This is a genomic window from Streptomyces sp. NPDC037271 (assembly GCF_055603605.1).
Genome location: NZ_JBVJVN010000007.1, coordinates 199,620 through 216,636, shown reverse-complemented (window position 1 = coordinate 216,636; position 17,017 = coordinate 199,620). Strand labels below are relative to the sequence as shown.

Annotated in this window: 16 protein-coding genes; 9 read left to right on the top strand and 7 right to left on the bottom strand. The window is 72.7% G+C overall.

What is annotated here, in order from left to right; all coding sequences use genetic code 11:
- The first annotated feature begins 3 nt into the window (after positions 1–3).
- A complete protein-coding gene (locus ACZ7G3_RS15875; protein WP_470926066.1) occupies positions 4–519 on the top strand; it encodes a mycothiol transferase in 516 nt (171 codons plus the stop codon).
- On the opposite strand, the gene ACZ7G3_RS15870 is transcribed toward ACZ7G3_RS15875, so the two are convergent.
- Entirely contained in the window at positions 501–1,580 is a 1,080-nt protein-coding gene (locus ACZ7G3_RS15870; protein ID WP_470926065.1) for an adenosine deaminase, read from the bottom strand. The genes ACZ7G3_RS15875 and ACZ7G3_RS15870 overlap by 19 nt on opposite strands.
- 45 nt (positions 1,581–1,625) lie before the next feature.
- Complete coding sequence (locus ACZ7G3_RS15865; protein WP_470926063.1) at positions 1,626–2,021, bottom strand: VOC family protein; 396 nt, start codon at positions 2,019–2,021, stop codon at positions 1,626–1,628.
- Between the two features lie 124 nt (positions 2,022–2,145).
- Here ACZ7G3_RS15865 and ACZ7G3_RS15860 point away from each other — a divergent pair, with 124 nt between their 5' ends.
- Complete coding sequence (locus tag ACZ7G3_RS15860) at positions 2,146–2,604, top strand: pyridoxamine 5'-phosphate oxidase family protein (RefSeq protein WP_470926062.1); 459 nt, start codon at positions 2,146–2,148, stop codon at positions 2,602–2,604.
- A 455-nt stretch (positions 2,605–3,059) separates the two neighbouring features.
- Here ACZ7G3_RS15860 and ACZ7G3_RS15855 read toward each other — a convergent pair whose 3' ends face one another.
- The 3 genes from ACZ7G3_RS15855 to ACZ7G3_RS15845 form a co-directional block, all read right to left on the bottom strand.
- Positions 3,060–3,950, bottom strand: coding sequence for a glycoside hydrolase family 19 protein (locus ACZ7G3_RS15855; RefSeq protein WP_470926060.1), 891 nt, complete (start codon positions 3,948–3,950; stop codon positions 3,060–3,062).
- 219 nt (positions 3,951–4,169) lie between these two features.
- Positions 4,170–5,492, bottom strand: coding sequence for an aldehyde dehydrogenase family protein (locus tag ACZ7G3_RS15850; protein ID WP_426601660.1), 1,323 nt, complete (start codon positions 5,490–5,492; stop codon positions 4,170–4,172).
- A 256-nt stretch (positions 5,493–5,748) separates the two neighbouring features.
- Entirely contained in the window at positions 5,749–5,916 is a 168-nt protein-coding gene (locus ACZ7G3_RS15845; protein WP_426601661.1) for a hypothetical protein, read from the bottom strand.
- Positions 5,917–6,127: 211 nt separating this feature from the next.
- On the opposite strand from ACZ7G3_RS15845, the gene ACZ7G3_RS15840 reads away from it, so the two are divergent.
- The 6 genes from ACZ7G3_RS15840 to ACZ7G3_RS15815 all read left to right on the top strand — a co-directional run bounded on the left by ACZ7G3_RS15840 (position 6,128) and on the right by ACZ7G3_RS15815 (position 13,247).
- On the top strand, positions 6,128–6,568 hold the full coding sequence (locus ACZ7G3_RS15840; RefSeq protein WP_470926058.1) for an SPW repeat protein: 441 nt from the start codon (positions 6,128–6,130) through the stop codon (positions 6,566–6,568).
- Between the two features lie 138 nt (positions 6,569–6,706).
- Positions 6,707–6,976: a GlsB/YeaQ/YmgE family stress response membrane protein gene (locus ACZ7G3_RS15835; protein ID WP_426601663.1), complete on the top strand. Its 270-nt coding sequence runs from the start codon at positions 6,707–6,709 to the stop codon at positions 6,974–6,976.
- A 723-nt stretch (positions 6,977–7,699) separates the two neighbouring features.
- Positions 7,700–9,304, top strand: coding sequence for an alpha/beta hydrolase (locus ACZ7G3_RS15830; protein WP_470926056.1), 1,605 nt, complete (start codon positions 7,700–7,702; stop codon positions 9,302–9,304).
- Positions 9,305–9,377: 73 nt separating this feature from the next.
- Positions 9,378–10,472, top strand: coding sequence for a baeRF3 domain-containing protein (locus tag ACZ7G3_RS15825; RefSeq protein ID WP_426601665.1), 1,095 nt, complete (start codon positions 9,378–9,380; stop codon positions 10,470–10,472).
- Positions 10,473–10,590: 118 nt separating this feature from the next.
- Positions 10,591–11,610 carry a Gfo/Idh/MocA family protein gene (locus tag ACZ7G3_RS15820; RefSeq protein ID WP_470926054.1) on the top strand — a complete coding sequence of 340 codons (1,020 nt, stop codon included), beginning with the start codon at positions 10,591–10,593 and terminating at the stop codon, positions 11,608–11,610.
- A 275-nt stretch (positions 11,611–11,885) separates the two neighbouring features.
- Positions 11,886–13,247: a SpoIIE family protein phosphatase gene (locus ACZ7G3_RS15815; RefSeq protein ID WP_470926053.1), complete on the top strand. Its 1,362-nt coding sequence runs from the start codon at positions 11,886–11,888 to the stop codon at positions 13,245–13,247.
- Here ACZ7G3_RS15815 and ACZ7G3_RS15810 read toward each other — a convergent pair.
- The gene (locus ACZ7G3_RS15810) at positions 13,244–14,752 is read right to left on the bottom strand and encodes a DNA-binding protein NsdB (RefSeq protein ID WP_470926051.1); all 1,509 of its coding nucleotides are present in this window, start codon (positions 14,750–14,752) and stop codon (positions 13,244–13,246) included. The genes ACZ7G3_RS15815 and ACZ7G3_RS15810 overlap by 4 nt on opposite strands.
- 289 nt (positions 14,753–15,041) lie before the next feature.
- Between ACZ7G3_RS15810 and ACZ7G3_RS15805 the strand changes: the two genes are divergently transcribed.
- Complete coding sequence (locus ACZ7G3_RS15805) at positions 15,042–16,184, top strand: aminoglycoside phosphotransferase family protein (protein WP_426601669.1); 1,143 nt, start codon at positions 15,042–15,044, stop codon at positions 16,182–16,184.
- A gap of 206 nt (positions 16,185–16,390) precedes the next feature.
- On the opposite strand, the gene ACZ7G3_RS15800 is transcribed toward ACZ7G3_RS15805, so the two are convergent.
- On the bottom strand, positions 16,391–16,888 hold the full coding sequence (locus ACZ7G3_RS15800; protein WP_426524321.1) for a hypothetical protein: 498 nt from the start codon (positions 16,886–16,888) through the stop codon (positions 16,391–16,393).
- Between the last annotated feature and the right edge of the window lie 129 nt (positions 16,889–17,017).

Genomic DNA, 17,017 nt, shown 5'->3' with positions numbered 1-17,017 from the left:
CCCATGCACGCGAAGGACATCCTCATCGAGGGCTACGGCCGCATCCAGGAAGAAGTCCACGCCGCCGTCGAGGGTCTGGACCCCGACGGCCTGAACGCCCGTCCCGCCGACGACGCCAACACCGTCGCCTGGCTGCTCTGGCACCTCACCCGCGTCCAGGACGACCACGTCGCGGACGCCTTCGGGCTCGACCAGGTGTGGCTGACCGACGGCTGGGAGAAACGCTTCGGCCTCGGGCTGCCCCGCCAGGACACCGGGTACGGCCACAGCCCCGCGAAGGTCGCGAAGGTGCGGGTCGACTCGGCCGACCTGCTGACCGGCTACTACGACGCCGTGCACGAGCAGACGCTCGGCGCCCTGCGCTCCCTGGCCGCCAAGGACCTGGAACGGATCGTGGACGAGGACTGGGACCCGCCGGTCACGCTCGGCGCCCGGCTGGTGAGCGTCCTGTCCGACGATCTCCAGCACGTCGGACAGGCCGCCTATGTGCGGGGGCTCGTTCAGAGCGCCGCTTCGTAACCCGGCAGGACGACGTCCTCGATCAGGGCCCTGCGCTCGTCGAACGGGATGAAGGCGCTCTTCACCGCGTTCACCGTGACCGTGCGCAGGTCCTCGACGGACCAGCCGGCCTGCTCGACGAGCAGGGACATCTCGCGGGTCATCGTCGTGCCGGAGACGAGGCGGTTGTCGGTGTTGAGGGTGACACGGAAGCCGAGGTCCTTGAGCGCGGTGATGGGGTGCTCGGCGATCGAGGTGGCGGCGCCGGTCTGGAGGTTGGAGGTCGGGCACATCTCCAGGGCGATCCGGCGGTCGCGGACCCAGCCGGCGAGACGGCCGAGCTTGCCGGCCGCGAGGTCGGGGATGTCGTCGGTGATGCGCACGCCGTGGCCGATGCGCTGGGCACCGCACACCTGGAGGGCCTGGTGGATGCTGGGCAGCCCGTGCGCCTCGCCGGCGTGGATGGTGAAGGGCACGTTCTCGCGGCGCAGGTGCTCGAAGGCGTCGAGGTGGTCGGCGGGCGGGAAGCCGTCCTCGGCGCCCGCGATGTCGAAGCCGACGACACCGGCGTCCCGGAAGGCCACCGCGAGGTCGGCGGTCTCCCGCGTGCGGTCGAACATCCGCATTCCGCACAGCAGGGTGCCCACGCGTACCGGCGTGCCCGCTGCAGCCGCCTTGGCCATGCCGGCGGCCAGGCCCTCCTGGACGGTCTCGACGACCTCGGCGAGGGTCAGTCCACCGGCCGTCATCAGCTCGGGGGCGTAGCGGACCTCGCCGTAGACGACGCCGTCGGCGGCGAGGTCGAGGACGTACTCCTCGGCGGTGCGCAGCAGGCCCTCGCGGTTCTGCATCACGGCGAGGGTGTGCTCGAAGGTGGCGATGTAGCGCACCAGGTCCCCGGAGTTGGCGGCATCGTAGTACCAGGCGGCCAGCTCGGCGGGGTCGGTGGCGGGCAGGGTGTGGCCGACGGCCTCCGCCAGCTCCACGACGGTCGCGGGGCGCAGACCGCCGTCGAGGTGGTCGTGCAGCACCGCCTTGGGGAGGCGGCGGAGAGTCTCGGTGTCTATGCGCGTAGATGACATGTGCGGTCGTTCCTCGGCGGTCGGTGCGGGGGTCTGGGGACGGGGTCAGGAGGCGGCGGGCTGGAGCAGGTCCCAGCGGTTGCCGTACAGGTCCTGGAAGACGGCGACCGAGCCGTAGGGCTCGTGCCGGGGCTCCTCCAGGAAGGTCACGCCCGCGGCCGTCATACGGGCGTGGTCGCGGGCGAAGTCATCGGTGTACAGGAAGAAGCCGACGCGCCCGCCTGTCTGGTCGCCGACGCGGGAGCGCTGGGCCTCCCCCTTGGCACGGGCCAGCAGCAGGGCGGTGCCCGGTGCCGCACCACCGGGTTCGACGACGACCCACCGGGAGCCGTCGGGCCGGGGCGTGTCCTCGGCGAGGCGGAAGCCGAGGGCCTCGGTGTAGAAGCGGATCGCCTCGTCGTAGTCGTCGACGACGAGGGCGACCAGGGCGATGCGTGTCATCGGGACCTTTCGAGACGGGCGATTGACGGGAGAGGTTATACGTAAAACCCACTGCGGCGCCAGTCTCTGGTCCTACACCTCGGGCCCGAGGCGCGGGCCGGGCCGGTCCACTACCGTCACCGCCATGAAGATCACCGCACCGCCTCGCGAGCCCGGACAGCGCAGGCAGGACGTACTGGACCGGCTGGAACGGGAGATGGACATCTGGGTGGCCACGGCGGACGCCGACGGGCTGCCGTGCATGGTCCCGCTGTGGTTCGTGTGGCACAGGGAGTCGGTCTGGTTGTGTACGCGGCTCACCAACCCGACCGGCCGCAACCTGCGCGACGGCGGCCGGGCCCGGCTGGCGTTCGGGCACACGCGGGACGTCGTGCTGATCGACGGCGAAGTGGAGACGTTCGGTCTGCGGGAGGTGCCGTCCGCGGCGGCCGGGGCGTTCCTCGCCAAGACCGGCTGGGACCCGCGCGAGGACAGCGCGTCGTACGCCTGGTTCCGGGTGCGCCCGCTCGCGGTGCAGGCATGGCACGAGACGCGCGAGCTGAAGCAGCGGCACATCATGCGGGACGGCGCCTGGACGGTGTAGCGCGCGTCTGCCCGTGCGGGCGCCTCCGGCCATGCGGGCGCCTCATCCCGTGCGGGCACCTCCTCCCGTGCGGGCACCTCTGGCCGTCCAGGCGTGTCAGCCCGACCCGCGCACCGTCGAACCCGCGCCAGGTCGTCGTCGGTGAGGCGGAGCGCGCCCGCGGCGGCGTCCCCGCGGGCGCACTGCCGATCGGTTCGCCGGCGGAGCGCAGGGACGAGAGGCAGAAGGCCACGGTGCCGATGTGGTGGACCGCCCCGCCCGACCGCCCGGCGCGGCACGGCGAGGACCGCTCACGGTCGCTCGCGTACCCGGGCGGAGGGCGGCGCTGCCCGGCGGCCGCGTCGGCTCCGGCACGACGCGGCGGTCGGACGGGCCGCCTAGGTTGCAGGTGCCAGCGGACTCCGCGGCGATCCTTTCCGAGGTCGTCGGCGGAGTCCGCACACACCCGGCGCGGCTCAGCAGTACAGGTTGCCGCCCGGCGGGACACCGAGGATCTGGCTGAACTGCTGGTACTTGGTGACGCGGCTCTGCACCTGTGCGGGGTTCTTGCCGTCGCACTCCTTGGCGCCGTTGATGGAGCGGATCGTCTGGCCGAAGCCGGCACCGTTGACCATGGCGTTGTGGCCGGTCATGCTGCCGGGCCCGGACTGCGTGTTCCAGTACCACAGGGCGGTCTTCCAGGCGACGGCCGCGTCGTTCTGGACCAGCCAGGGGTTGTTCAGCAGGTCGATGCCGAGCGCGTCGCCCGCGGCCTTGTAGTTGAAGTTCCAGCTGAGCTGGATCGGGCCGCGCCCGTAGTAGGCGGCCTGGCCGGCCGGGCAGCCGTAGGGCTGGCTCCCGTCGCAGTAGTGCGGGTAGTTGGCGGTGTTCTGCTCGACGATGTGCACGAGTCCGCCGGTCTCGTGGCCGACGTTGGCGAGGAAGGCCGCCGCCTCCTGCTTCCTGGTGGTGTCGCTGCCGGTGTTGGCGAAGCCGGGGTAGGCGCCGAGCGCCGCGGTGAGGCCGCGGTAGGTGTAGAAGGAGTTCCTGCCCGGGAACATCTGGTTGAACTGGGCCTCGGTCACCACGAAGTTACCGACCGGCGTCTCGGATCCGCCGTCGCAGGCGTACGGCTCCCAGTACCAGGTGCTGATGAGCGGGTCGTAGCCCGGGTTGGCGTGCTCTGCCCGGTAGGCCTTGCCGTCGGTGTAGCGGACGATGTCGCCGGCGTTGTAGTAGGCGTCGGCCGACCAGGCCGGGTAGCTCGAACACGCGGCGGCGGACGCCGGTGCGGCGGGCAGGAGCACGGGTACGGCTCCCGCGAGGGCGAGTACGGTCACCAGGGCAGATATACGGCGCCTCGACACAGCTCTGCCTCCTTCTGCGGAGCACGGCCGCTCCCGTGCGGGGGCAGGTCGGAGCGGAGCCTCGTGCGCGCGTGCCGGCCGGACCGGCCACGGCGTGGGGGCGGCCGTGGTGGGGGGTGTGGAGGCACACTCAACCGTGTTGGTCTGTACCAGTCAAGGGTGTAGACCAGTTCAACCCGGCCGTTTCCCGGCCGGGTTGGCGTGGAGCGATCGCGTCGCTCAGCTCAGGGGCTTCTTCAGGACCGCCTTGCGGTGGCTGAACGTCTCGATGGAGTAGCGGCCGTGGTAGCTGCCCATGCCGCTCTCCCCCACGCCGCCGAACGGCAGGTCGGAGACGGTGAGATGGGCGAGCGGCAGCCCGTGGCCGAGGCCGCCGGAGGACGTCTCCGCGGCGAACCGCTCCCGGGTCGCGTCGGACCCGCTGAAGACGTAGAGGGCCAGCGGCTTGTCGCGGTCGTTGACGAAATCGATCGCGTCGTCGAGGCCGGGCACGGTGACGATCGGCAGGATCGGGCCGAAGATCTCCTCGCCCATCACCGGCGAATCGGGCGCCACGTCGGCGAGCACGGTCGGCGCGATGTACTTCTGCGTCCGGTCGCTGCCGCCGCCGACGACCACCCGGCCGGAGTCCAGCAGTGCGGTCAGCCGGTCGAAGTGGCGCTCGTTGACGATCCGCGCGTACTCCGCCGACCGGGCCGGGTCGGTCCCGTACAGTGCCTCGACCGCGCGGACCAGCGCCGGCTCCAGGGCTGCCGCGGTCTCCGGGTCGGTGAGCACGTAGTCGGGGGCCACACAGGTCTGGCCCGCGTTGAGGAACTTGCCGCCGGCCAGCCGGGCGGCGACGACGTCGAGGTCGGCGTCGCGGTCGACGAACGCCGGGGACTTGCCGCCGAGTTCGAGGGTGACCGGGGTGAGGTGCTCGGCGGCGGCGCGCATGACGATGCGGCCGACGGTGCCGTTTCCGGTGTAGAAGACGTGGTCGAAGCGCTCGGCGAGCAGGGCCGTGGTCTCGGGGATCCCGCCCTCGACGACGGCCACGGCCTCGGTGTCCAGGTACCGCGGCAGCAGGCGGGCCAGCGCGGCGGAGGTGGCCGGGGCCAGCTCACTGGGCTTGGCGACCACCGCGTTGCCCGCGGCCAGGGCGCCGACCACCGGGGCGAGCAGGAGCTGGGCCGGGTAGTTCCAGGGCGCGATGACCAGGACGACGCCCAGCGGGTCGTACTGCGTCCAGGCGGTGGCGTCGGCGCCGAGGTGCGCCGGGACGGGGGCGGGCTCGGGGCGCAGCCAGTCGGCCAGGTGGTCGAGGGTGTGGTCGATCTCGCGCACGGTGAAGCCGATCTCCGTGCGCTGGGCCTCCGCGGCGCTCTTGCCGAGGTCGGCGTGGAGCGCGGCCTCCAGGTCCGGACCGTTCTCCGTGAGCAGTGCGCGCAGCCGGCGAAGCTGCGCGGTGCGCCACTCGACGGGCTTGGTCCGGCCGGTGCGGAAGGTGGCGCGCAGGCGGGCCACGACGTCGGCGGGCCGCTCGGGGGCGGGGTGGTTCACGGTGTGCCTCGCTGGTGGGGGAAGACGTCGGCCGAAAGACTGGATGTAATAGCCAACCTTTCAGGTACCAAAATACATTCCCTGCCCGAGGGGCTGCTTTTTTCGCGGCGGCCGGGGTCCGGACCGGTCCCACTGGAGGACCGGACCGGACCCGGACCCGGACCCGGACCGCGGCCGAGGACTTCGCACCGGCGCGCCGGAGGGGCCTCCCCCAGGGGGGCGGCGGCCACGCGGCCACGTACCCGCAGGCCGCCGTTCAGTCCTCGTCGCGAGCCGGGACGACCACCAGGAAGGCGTCCGACTCCAGGTCCATCACGACGGTCGCGGGCTCACCCCGGGCCCGACACCGCGCCGCGCACTCCTCCGCCGGCCACGACCCGCGCGGCGACCCCGCGGGGAACCGCTCCAACACCTTGGCACCCATGGCGACGACCACCTCCACTGTCCCCGCATTCCTCGCGTTCTCCCACCTCGCACCTGCCCGCGATCCGCGTGGACATGTACACCCCGGCCACCCCTGCACACTCCGGCCACGACTACATATAAAGCGGAAATAAGGGCAGAATGGACATATGCGGCGCTGCCGCACACCGCACCCAGACGCGGTCGGCCCAGCAAGTCGAAGGAGACGACTCATGGCCCACGTCTCGCACACCCGAGGTGACATGACCAGCCACCCCGACGCTCCGGAAATGCAGGCGCGCTACGCCCGCATGCTCGGTGGTCGCGACGTGGCACTCGTGGACGGGCCGGTGTTCCTGCTCGGCCTCTACTGTGCCGTGTCCCCGTGGATACTCCACTTCACCACCAGCCAGCCTGCACTCGTGGCCCACAACCTGATCATAGGAATCGCCATCGGCCTGCTGGCCCTGGGATTCACCCGCGCCCCGGAACGCATGTACGGCCTCAGCGGGGCCATGTGTGCGATGGGTCTCTGGATGATCATCTCGCCGTGGATCGTCGGCACGAACCCGGACGCCGGCGTCATCTGGAACAACATCATCATCGGCGCGCTGACCCTGGCTCTGGGGGCGGTGTGCGCCGCCACGGCATCGAAGAGCATGCGCAGGCCCTAGACACACGGGAGGGGAACACCACGGGCCGGTCCGCCTGCGCGGGCCGGCCCGCGCACGCCCCGATGCCTCCGCCGGGACTGCGCCCGCCCGCAACGGGCACACGCACTACCGCGGGGGCCTTGACACGAAGGGGCGGAAATGGAAATCGGCGGCATCATCAGTGCCATCGTCATCGGCATCGTCATCGGCGTCCTGGGCCGCCTCGTCGTCCCGGGCCGTCAGCGCATCGGGGTCCTGTGGACCATCCTCGTCGGCATCGTGGCCGCGCTGATCGGCTCGTGGATCGCGACGGCGTTCGACGTGGCCGACACCGACGGCGTCGACTGGGTCGAGTGGCTCATCCAGATCGGCCTGGCCGCACTCGGCGTGGCCGCGCTGGACCGTTCACGGCCGCGTCCGCGCCGCTGAACAGCGCTGCCGCTGAACAGCGCTGCGGACGCGGGAACGGCACCGGCTCCCGAGCCACTCCTCCCCGAGTCCGGTCCCGGTGACCCCCAGGGTCTCCGCGAGCGGCGTCGGGAGCCGCCCCGAAACCGCGCTCGAAGGCGGGGGAGTCCTCCTCACTCCCGGGGAGCGGGCCGCGGCCACCGCGTACCCATCCGGCGAGCACTGCCCGATACGCGCGGCGCGCACGCCTGAGGGACCGCCGCGCACACCTGCCGGACCCCTGGGGCGCGCCGCACGCACACCTGACGGAACTGGGGCGCGCGCCGCACGCACGCCCGGTGGACCTGGGCCGCGTGGTCCACGCCGCGTCGTCGGAGCGGCTCGGGGCCCGGCCGACGGAACCGGACGTCCCCGCACCGCCCGAGCGGACGCCCACGGCGCACGAGGCGGCTCCCGGCACGACCGTGGAGGGTCCCGGCACGACCGTGGAGGGTCCCGGCGCGACCGTGGACGGTCCCGTGCCGGAACCGGCCGGGGAGACCCGCGCGTTGCACCACCGGTTTCCGCGAGAGGAACGGGTACGGACGGAAGGAAGCCACCTCGCGCGCCCCCGCGGCAGCGCCCGGCGGCAGCGTCCGACGACAACGCCCGCCCACAGCGCCCGGAGGCGAGGCGTCCGAGGCCCCCTTATGGTGATCGAGGGCGCCGAGCACCGGTCCGCGACGGGGCGCCCGGGAGGCATCGATGCTGGCCAAGCTGTCGACTCGGCCCTCGGTCCGGCGCTGCGCGGTCACCGGCGCACTTACGCTGGCCCTGCTGGGTGCGGGGCTGCCCCTGGCGACCGCGGACGACACCGAGTCCGGCCTGTCCCGCTTCTACGAGCAGAGCATCACCTGGGCGTCGTGCGAGGGCGTGGACGTGCCGAAGGACCTGCAGTGCGGGAAGGTCACCGTCCCCCTCGACTACGACCGGCCCGAGGGGGGAACGCTCGACCTGGCCCTCGCCCGGTACCGGGCGACCGGTGAGTCACGTGGCTCGGTGCTGCTCAACTTCGGCGGGCCGGGCGGCTCCGGCGTGAGCGAACTCTCCACTGGCGGCAAGGACTTCATGCACCTGACCAACGGCTACGACGTGGTGACCTTCGATCCCCGCGGCGTCGGCCGGTCCTCGCCGGTCACCTGCGGCCCGGCCACGCTGGACATCATGGAGGCCACGGACGGGGACGAGGAGCTCACCGACCCGCAGGACGTGCTCCGGCGGCTGCGGGACGCGGCCGCCGAGTGCACGAAGCACTCCGGCCCCGTGCTCCCCCACATCGGCACGGTCAACGCCGCCCGCGACATGGAGGTGATGCGCCGGGCACTCGGCGACGACCGGCTCAACTACCTCGGCTTCTCCTACGGAACCCGGCTGGGCGCGGTCTACGCCGCCCAGTTCCCGGACAAGGTCGGCCGGGTCGTGCTGGACGGCGTGGACACGTTGACGGAACCGCTGACCGAGCAAGGGCTGGCCGGCGCCCGGGGGCAGCAGACCGCGCTGGAGAACTTCCTCGACTGGTGCGTGGAGGACATCGCCTGCCCGTTCGGACAGGACGCCCGGGCAGCCCGCCGCCAGGTCGTCCAGCTCGTCGCCTCGCTCGACTCCGATCCGGTACCGACGGACTTCGGCGAGCCCTTCTCCGGGCAGGACATGGTGGGCGCCATCGGCCAGGCGCTGTACAGCCGCGAACTGTGGCCCACGCTGCAGCGGGCGCTCGCCCAGCTGCTCGAGGACGGCGACACCCGCGGCCTGGAGGGCTTCGTGTCCGGCGGCGTCACCTTCCCGGTCCGCGCGCGGGGTCCCGCGGACGACGACGGCGGCCTCACCGACCAGGAGGACATCCCCATGGACAACCTCCCGGCCGCCCTGATGGCGGTCAACTGCGCCGACGACCCCGACCGCCCCGCCGCGGACCAGGTCGCGGGGTCCCTGAGCCGGCTGCGCGCGCGGTACGAGGAGGCCTCCCCGGTCTTCGGCCGGTACCGGCTCACCCAGGTGCTCATGTGCTACGGCCGGCCCAGGGGCACCGACTACATCCGCGACGAGGTGAAGGACCTGGACACCTCGGAAATGCTGCTGGTCGGCACCCGGGGCGACCCGGCCACCCCGTACCGCTGGACCGTGGAGACGGCCGAGCGGCTCGGCCCCTCGGCCGTGGTCCTCGACAACAAGGGCGAGGGGCACACCGGCTACGCGTCCTCCGAGTGCGTGCACCGCAAGGTCGACGACTTCCTGCTGTACGGCTCCCTGCCGCCCGACGGCAGTTCCTGCGGCTCCGAGGCCTCCCGGACCGCCCGGGGCGACGACTGAAGCGGCCGGCGGGTCACAGAGAAGACATATTGCCCCGAATGCCCGACATGCCCATCGGATCTATCGTGCTGACATGGAGCACGATCTGAGTCCCGCCACCCTCGCCGAACTACGGCGCCCCCGCCCGTACCCGGCCGTGTCCGTGCTGACGCCCACGCACCGCCGCGAACCGGACAACGCCCAGGACTCCGTCCGACTGCGCAACGTGGTCGCCGAGGCCAAGAAGCAGCTGGAGGACGATCCGGCGGTCACCCGAGAACGGCGCATGGAGGTGTCCCGGGAACTCGACCGGGCCCTCGCCGAGGTCGACCTGACGCACGCCGAGGACGGACTGGCGCTCTTCGCCGCCCCGGGTGAGCACCAGGTCTGGACGCTCGCACGTTCCGTCCCCGAGCGCGTGGTCCTGTCGGACACCTTCCTGACCCGCAACCTCGTCGCCGCGCAGGCCGCCGAGCGGCCGTTCTGGGTACTGTCGGTCGCCACCGACCGCGTCACGCTGTGGAGTGGCGGCACGGGCCGGGTCGTCGAGGACCGCACCGGCGGCTTCCCCCTCGACCGGCCCCCGGAGGACTTCGACCCCGAGCGCCAGGAACGGATCGGCGACGCGCCGAGCACGTTCCGGGACGAGGGAACCCGGCGGTTCCTGCGCGAGGCCGACGCCGCGATGGGCAGGGTCCTGCGCGCGCATCCCCGGCCGCTGTACGTCACCGGCCCGCAGGCCGCGCTGTCGCTGCTGGAGGAGGCCGGAAGCGCCGTGGGGGACGCGGTGCTCGTTCCGCACGGGGGCCTCGCGCACGGCACGGCCGAGGCCGTGTGGCAGGCGGTGCGGCCGGTGCTCGACGACGAGGCGCGCGGCTCCGTCGAGGCCGTGGCCAGGGAGCTGGAGGCGGCCCGCGGGCGCAAGGACTTCGCGGCCGGCGTGGACGAGTTGTGGGAGAGCGCCCGGACCGGCCGCGTACGACTCCTCGCCGTCGAGGAGAACTTCCGGGTGACCATGCGCGACGACGGCGACCATCTGGTCCCGGCGGACGGCGACGACCTCGACGCACGCGAGGACGTCGTGGACGAGATCGTCGAGCGGTGCCTGGAGACCGGGGCCGACGTCCGCTTCGTGCCGGACGGCGCGCTCGGGGAGGCGGACGGTATCGCCGGAGTACTCCGCTACTGACACCCGCCCCGCCCCGCCCGGGGACCCCGCCCCTCTTGACGACCATGAAACCCTGTTCGCCGTACACGTACCCGCCTCTTCGCGGGTGTGCGGCGGACGGGGAAGGAGTCGGCGGAGCGTGAGCGAACTTCTGGGTGTGGCGGTCCTGGGCGCGGGACACATGGGCGCTGATCACATACGACGCCTCGACGGGGTGGTGAGCGGGGCCAGGGTCGCCGCGGTGGCGGATCCCGACGCCGAGCGGGCGAAGGCGGCCGTGGGCGGGATCGACGGGGTCGTCGTCCACACGGACGCCGAGGCCGCGCTCGACGCGCCGGGGGTCGAGGCCGTGCTGATCGCCTCGCCCGGCGAGGTGCACGAGGAGGCGCTGCTGGCCGCCTTCGCACGCGGGTTGCCGGTGCTGTGCGAGAAGCCGATGGTGCCGGACTCCGCGGGCGCCCTGCGCGTGGTGGAGGCGGAGGCGCGGCTGGGCCGGAGGCTGGCACAGATCGGGTTCATGCGGCGGTACGACGCCGAGTACCGGCAGCTGAAATCGCTGCTGGACGGCGGGCGGCTGGGCCGGCCCCTGATGCTGCACTGCGTCCACCGCAACGTGTCCTCCCCGTCGCACTTCACCTCCGCGATGCTGGTCACCAGCTCCGTCTCGCACGAGATCGACGCGGCCCGCTGGCTGCTCGGGCAGGAACTGACCGCGGTGACGGTGCTCCGGCCGCGTCCCTCGGGAGGTGCGCCGGAGGGTCTGCTCGACCCCCAGTTCGTGCTGTTCGAGACCGAGGGCGGCGCCCTGGTCGACGTGGAGATCTTCGTCAACTGCGGTTTCGGCTACGAGGTGCGCTGCGAGGCCGTCTGCGAGGCGGGCAGCGCCCGGATCGGGGACGCGCGCACCATGGTGGTGACGGCGGCGGGCGGCGCCCGGGAGGAGGTGCCCCAGGACTACCTCGTACGGTTCGCGGACGCCTACGACCGCGAGGTGCAGGCCTGGGTCGACGCCACCCGGCGAGGCCGGGTCACCGGTCCGGGCGCCTGGGACGGGTACGCCGCCTCCGTGGTCGCCGAGGCCGGCGTACGGGCCCTGGAGACGGGCGCGCGCACACCCGTCGACCTGGCACCCCGCCCGACACCGCACGACCGCCCCTAGAACAAGGGTTCATCGAACGCCAGGACGACGACACCTCCGAGCCCCAGTGCCCGTCAAGTCCCGTAGGAATCCTACGACTTGACCCTCGAGCCACCTACGCCGTTCGGGTGCCGAAGTCACCCCGGGAAGACTGTGGCATATGCCGGAAGCACCACCGTATCGTGTGTTGCCAAATCACTTACGGGGCGTCGCGGGCTGTGCAAGAGTCGTAACGGTCCTTCCGCCAGCCTCAGTTCCGCCTTGGTCGTCGTACCGTCTGCACATCGGAGTGCGTCATGTCGTCCCCTCTCTCCGCGGACCACCCAGCCGCCCAGCCACCAGGACACGGCTCGGTCGAGGCCCTGATATCGCAGGCGCGGCGGCTGAGGGGCGACGTGGACGCGGTGCGGCGGGACAGCCAGGGCGACGGAACCGACCCCCGCGGGCGCTGGCAGCGCGCCCTGTACGACCTGGCACTGCACCAGCTCAGTGACATCGACGAGCACCTGGCGCAGCTCCGGGACGGGCCGGCACCCGCGCCGCGGACCGGTTCGCTGCTCAGCCGGGTCGGCAGCGCCGAGTGGAACCTGCTGACGGACGAGGCCGAGTGGTCCGGGGAGCTCTTCCACATCCTCGGCCGCGACCCCGCCGCCGCCCCGCTCAGCCTCGACGAACTCCCGTCCGTGGTACTCGCCGAGGACCGGCCGAAACTGACCGCGATGGTCACGGGCTGCCTCGTCGACGCCCGGCCGATCGACGGCGAGTTCCGCGTCGTGCGCCCCGACGACACCGTACGCACCGTGCACATGATGGGCGAGCCCGTGCTCGACGCCGACGGCAGCACCGCCTCGATGTGGGCGGTACTGCGGGACGTCAGCGAACTGCGCCGCAGCCAGCGGGTGGTGAGCGAGACCCGTGACTCGCTCAGCCGCCACCCGCTGCCCGCGGACACCGGGCAACGGGCCGCGGTCGAACCGCGGGAAGCCGTGCAGCCGCCCTGGCACGGCCTCCTGCGGTTCCCGCACGAGGGGCGGCCGGGCCTGGACCTGGCCGCCGGTTACCTCCCGCCGGCAGCCCCGACGGCCTCGGCGGCCCAAGCACCCCCGTGCACCGCCTGGTACGACGCGTGCCCCCTCGCCGGCGACGAGACCCTGCTCAGCGTCGGCGACCTCACGGGCCCGGGCCCCGACGGGGCGCAAGGTCCGGCGATGCCGATCGGCGCCCTGCGCGGCCTGGCCACGGCGGGCACCCGACCCGCACAACTCCCGGACCGACTGGACCGGTTGCTCGAGGCCACCGCCCTGCCGCCCGTTCGCGGCGCCCTGTACTGCTCTTACCGGCCCCACACCCGCACGCTGACGTGGGCACACACCGGACACCTCGTCCCGCTGCTGTTCCGCCGGGGGACGGGGCACGGACTGGCCGGGCAGGCCGAGGCGGCCCTCGAAGACGGCGACCTGCTGCTCCTGCACACCGGCGAACTCGCCCCCGCGGACGTGCGGCGGCTTCTCTCCCTGGGTCCCCGCCTGACCGGGGTGGGCTCCGCACAGGACGGCGTACGGATCGTGACGGAGGAGTTCGGCGGGCACCTCGGGCAGGAGGACACCTGCGTGCTGGTGGCCCGGGTGACGCCTTGGACGACACGTCGCGCACGCTAAGCCGGAGCGCTGGTGCCGCCCCTCCCCCTCCCCCTGGGCGACTTGCCCTTGGGCAGCGCCAGTTTGATCTCCTCGCGCAGCTCCTGGATCTTCGGATAGTCGGCGTACTCGGCGGTGAGCCGGTACATCTCACGCAGCCGGTCCCAGGTCCGCTGGGATGAGTTGGACCCCATCGACACCAGGGCGAGGCGCGCGTACCGGTCCGCCTGTTCGGGGTCGTCGGCGATGAAGCAGGCGGACGCCATGGACAGGTAGTCGAAGATCTTCGACCGCTGCCGGCCGTCGATCCGCAGGGCGAGCGCCTTCTCGGCATAGTGCTGCGCGTGTACGGCGGCCCCCGGCTCGAACTCGGCGAGCGTCCGGTAGGCCAGGGCCTGCATGCCGTACAGGTCCTCCTCCTTGAACGTCTGCATCCAGTCGGGCGACGGCACGTCCGCCTTGTCGGAGACGAAGAGGTCCTCGGCCCGCCCCAGGGTGCGGCGCATCGCCTGGCCCTTGCCCATCGAGGCCTGGGCCCAGGCCTCGATGGTGTAGAGCATGGCCCTGGTACGCGGCAGTACCTCCTCGCCGGAGCCGGTCCTGGCGAGCTTCATCAGGTCGAGCGCGTCGTCGGGCCGGCCCAGGTGGACCATCTGACGGGCCGCCCGGGAGAGCGCCTCGCCGGCCCGGGGACGGTCACCGCCCTCGCGCGCGGCGTGGGTGGCGATGACGAAGTACTTCTGGGCCGTGGGCTCCAGGCCGACGTCGTGCGACATCCAGCCCGCGAGGACGGCGAGGTTGGCGGCGACGCCCCACAGGCGCCGCTGCAGATGGGGTGGGTGGTGGTAGGCGAGCATGCCGCCCACCTCGTTGAGCTGGCCCACCACGGCCTTGCGCTGGAGGCCGCCGCCACGGGCGGCGTCCCAGGCGCGGAACACCTCGACCGAGCGCTCCAGTTCCTCCACTTCCTGCGACCCGATGGGGGCGGCCTCGTAGCGGTCGAACCCCGCGGGGTCGGCGTGCAGGGGGTGGCGGAGGTCGGGAGCGTCGGCAGCCAGGGCCGGGTCGGTGTGCAGCCAGTCGTGCATGGCGTTGCTGAGTGCTGATCCCGCGGCGAGCGCGGCGCCCGCGCCCACCAAGCCGCGTCGGTTGAGCATGAGGTCCATTCCCGTGAATTCGGTGAGGACCGCCGCAGTCCGCTCGGGCGCCCACGGCACTCCGTCGGGATGCTCCTCGCTCCCGCCGCGTGGCCGTTTCCCCGCACGCCCGTGCCGGACCAGACCGAGGTCCTCGATGGTCACGACACGGCCGAGACGCTCGGTGAACAGAACCGCCAGCACCCGCGGCACCGGATCACGCGGGATCTCTCCCATGTCGATCCACCGCCGCACCCGCGAGGTGTCGGTCGCCAGCTGAGGGTGGCCCATGGCCGCCGCCTGCCGGTTGACCAGCCTCGCGAGTTCGCCCTTGGACCAGCCGGCCAGGCCGAACAGGTCCGACAGACGGGTGTTGGGTTCTCCGCTCACGTCAAGCCCCCAGGTTCTCGGCTGAGTTGACAGTAGCCCCGTGCGGGTTGCCGGGCGACTATTCGCCACCGTTCGCCAGGGTGCGCCAGATGGTGTGCCACGGGCGGACGGGTGTCAGGTAGGAATGCGCCACCCCGACCCGGTCGCCGCGGGGTTACTCCCCAGGGTGATCCCGGGCGGCCGGTCGGGCAGCGCGACGGCTTTCGGAAGGCGTTCCCTCCCGTACTCGACGGTCGGGCACCGCGCTTCAGACAGGCACAGCAGGCACACGAAGGGATCTGTCTCGCCCATGTACGCAGCATCGTCCTCCGTGTCCGCCCCGCAGCGATCGCTGCACCCCCGCCCGGCGGCGGGCGGCGGCCCCTATCTCGCCCCCGCTCGTCCGGCGGCCCCGGTGCTCGGGGCGGGCAGGGCGCGGCGCGGCGCGGGCCCCGGCACGCAGCCACTCAGCGGGAGAATCGACCTGTCCGGCCCTCAGGGAGCCCAACTGCGCACGGCGATCACCTCCGTGCACCGGATCTGCCCGGAGTTCGCCCCGGTCCAGGTGCTGCGCCGCAACGGGCGTTCCGTGCTCCTGGTCGGCACGACCGGGCGCAGCACGGCGGTCGCCAAGTGTTTACTGGACCACTCCCCCGCGTGGGCGGAGCGGATCAGGCACGAGATAGGGGCATACCGCTCGTTCGTCCGGCACCGCCCTCCCGTGCGGGTGCCGAGGCTGATCGCAGCGGACCCGGACAACTGCACGCTGGTGATCGAGCGGATGCCGGGGCGCGTGGCGGCGCTGCAGCGGCACCCGCTGGAAGCCCCGCCGCGGGCGGACATCAGGGCAGCGCTCGGCGCGATCTGCCGGCTCAACGCGTGGCGACCGCCGGCCGGCACCTTCGACGCCCCGCTGGACTACGCGGCCCGGATCTCCCGGTACCACGAGCTGGGACTGCTCACCGACCGGGACCTGGGCGACCTGCAGAAGCTGCTGCACGGTATCGCCCACGCCGGCGGACGCCAGGGCATGGGCCAGTTCTGCCACGGTGACGCGCTGCTGTCCAACGTCCTCATGTCACCGGCCGGTCCAGTGCTGGTGGACTGGGAGCACGCGGGCTGGTACCTCCCCGGCTACGACCTGGCGACGCTGTGGGCGGTCCTCGGTGACGCCCCGGCGGCTCGCCGCCAGATCAGCCAGATCGCCCAGTCGGCGGGGCCTGCCGCGCGTGACGCGTTCCTGGTGAACCTGATGCTGGTGCTGACCCGGGAGATCCGTACCTACGAGACGGCCGTGCAGCGTTCGATGCGTGACACGGCCCCGGTGCCGCAGGCCCCGGCCCACCCGGGTGCCGCGCCGTCCGGCGAGGAACAGCGGCTGCTGCTGCGCCGGCTGCACGACGACTGCCAGATGGCCCGGCGGGCGGTGCGTGCGGCGGTCGGCACGCGCTGAGACGACGGTCGACGGTCCGCGGTGTGCCCATGATGGGGCGCACCGCGGATTCTGTGTGCCCGGATGCCTGCAGTGGCCGTTGACGCCGGCCGGTGGGGCGAGTGGACGGCCAACCGGTACCCCGGGTCAGAAGGCCTGGTCCCGCCCCGGGTCAGAAGGCCTGGTCCCGCACCCCGCGGCAGAACCCGGCGGCGGTGGCCGCCGGGTCAGCCCTGCTGGAACAGCTCCGCCGGAAGCGGCTTCAGCAGGGCGTACAGGTCGTCGGTGATGGGGCGGTCCCAGGCGGCGATGGTCACCAGGACGCCGTCGCTGCGGTCGAACTGCACGCAGGAGATCCGGCTCTCGGAGAGCTTGAGACGGCGCACGATGAGCAGGTTGTCGCCCTGCATCACCGGTACGTCCTCGGCGCCGACGACCGTGATCTCCTCGTCGTTCTCCAGTGCGAGCAGCAGCTGGGCCACCTCGAACGGGATCTCTCCCTCGGGGACCTCGCGGGCCGGGGAGCCGGCCGGCAGGTTGCCGATGATCATCGCGGGGCCGCGGCCGCCGAACAGGTCGTAGCGCAGGAAGACGCCCTGGCAGCTGCCGTCGGGCGCGGGCAGCAGGCCGGCGCCCAGGTTCCCGGGCCAGTCGCCGGGGTCCATGGCCAGTACGTCGAAGTCGGGCCCGGCGGGCGTGGCGCTGCGGCGGCGGAGGAACGACATGCCGCCATGGTACGTGGCCGGAGCCCGCGGGCGGCGTGGGGGGGGGGGGGGGGGGGGGGGGGGGGGGGGGGAGCGGGGGGGGGGGGGTGGGGGGGGGGGGGGGGGGGGGGGGGGGGGGGGGGGGGGGGG

Bases quoted from the DNA above. Each gene is read 5' to 3' on its own strand.
- ACZ7G3_RS15865 (WP_470926063.1), bottom strand. From the start codon at position 2,021: ATGACACGCATCGCCCTGGTCGCCCTCGTCGTCGACGACTACGACGAG.
- ACZ7G3_RS15800 (WP_426524321.1), bottom strand. From the start codon at position 16,888: ATGTCGTTCCTCCGCCGCCGCAGCGCCACGCCCGCCGGGCCCGACTTC.
- ACZ7G3_RS15825 (WP_426601665.1), top strand. From the start codon at position 9,378: ATGGAGCACGATCTGAGTCCCGCCACCCTCGCCGAACTACGGCGCCCC.
- ACZ7G3_RS15845 (WP_426601661.1), bottom strand. From the start codon at position 5,916: ATGGGTGCCAAGGTGTTGGAGCGGTTCCCCGCGGGGTCGCCGCGCGGG.
- ACZ7G3_RS15835 (WP_426601663.1), top strand. From the start codon at position 6,707: ATGGAAATCGGCGGCATCATCAGTGCCATCGTCATCGGCATCGTCATC.
- ACZ7G3_RS15805 (WP_426601669.1), top strand. From the start codon at position 15,042: ATGTACGCAGCATCGTCCTCCGTGTCCGCCCCGCAGCGATCGCTGCAC.
- ACZ7G3_RS15875 (WP_470926066.1), top strand. From the start codon at position 4: ATGCACGCGAAGGACATCCTCATCGAGGGCTACGGCCGCATCCAGGAA.
- ACZ7G3_RS15870 (WP_470926065.1), bottom strand. From the start codon at position 1,580: ATGTCATCTACGCGCATAGACACCGAGACTCTCCGCCGCCTCCCCAAG.
- ACZ7G3_RS15830 (WP_470926056.1), top strand. From the start codon at position 7,700: ATGCTGGCCAAGCTGTCGACTCGGCCCTCGGTCCGGCGCTGCGCGGTC.
- ACZ7G3_RS15840 (WP_470926058.1), top strand. From the start codon at position 6,128: ATGGCCCACGTCTCGCACACCCGAGGTGACATGACCAGCCACCCCGAC.
- ACZ7G3_RS15860 (WP_470926062.1), top strand. From the start codon at position 2,146: ATGAAGATCACCGCACCGCCTCGCGAGCCCGGACAGCGCAGGCAGGAC.
- ACZ7G3_RS15815 (WP_470926053.1), top strand. From the start codon at position 11,886: ATGTCGTCCCCTCTCTCCGCGGACCACCCAGCCGCCCAGCCACCAGGA.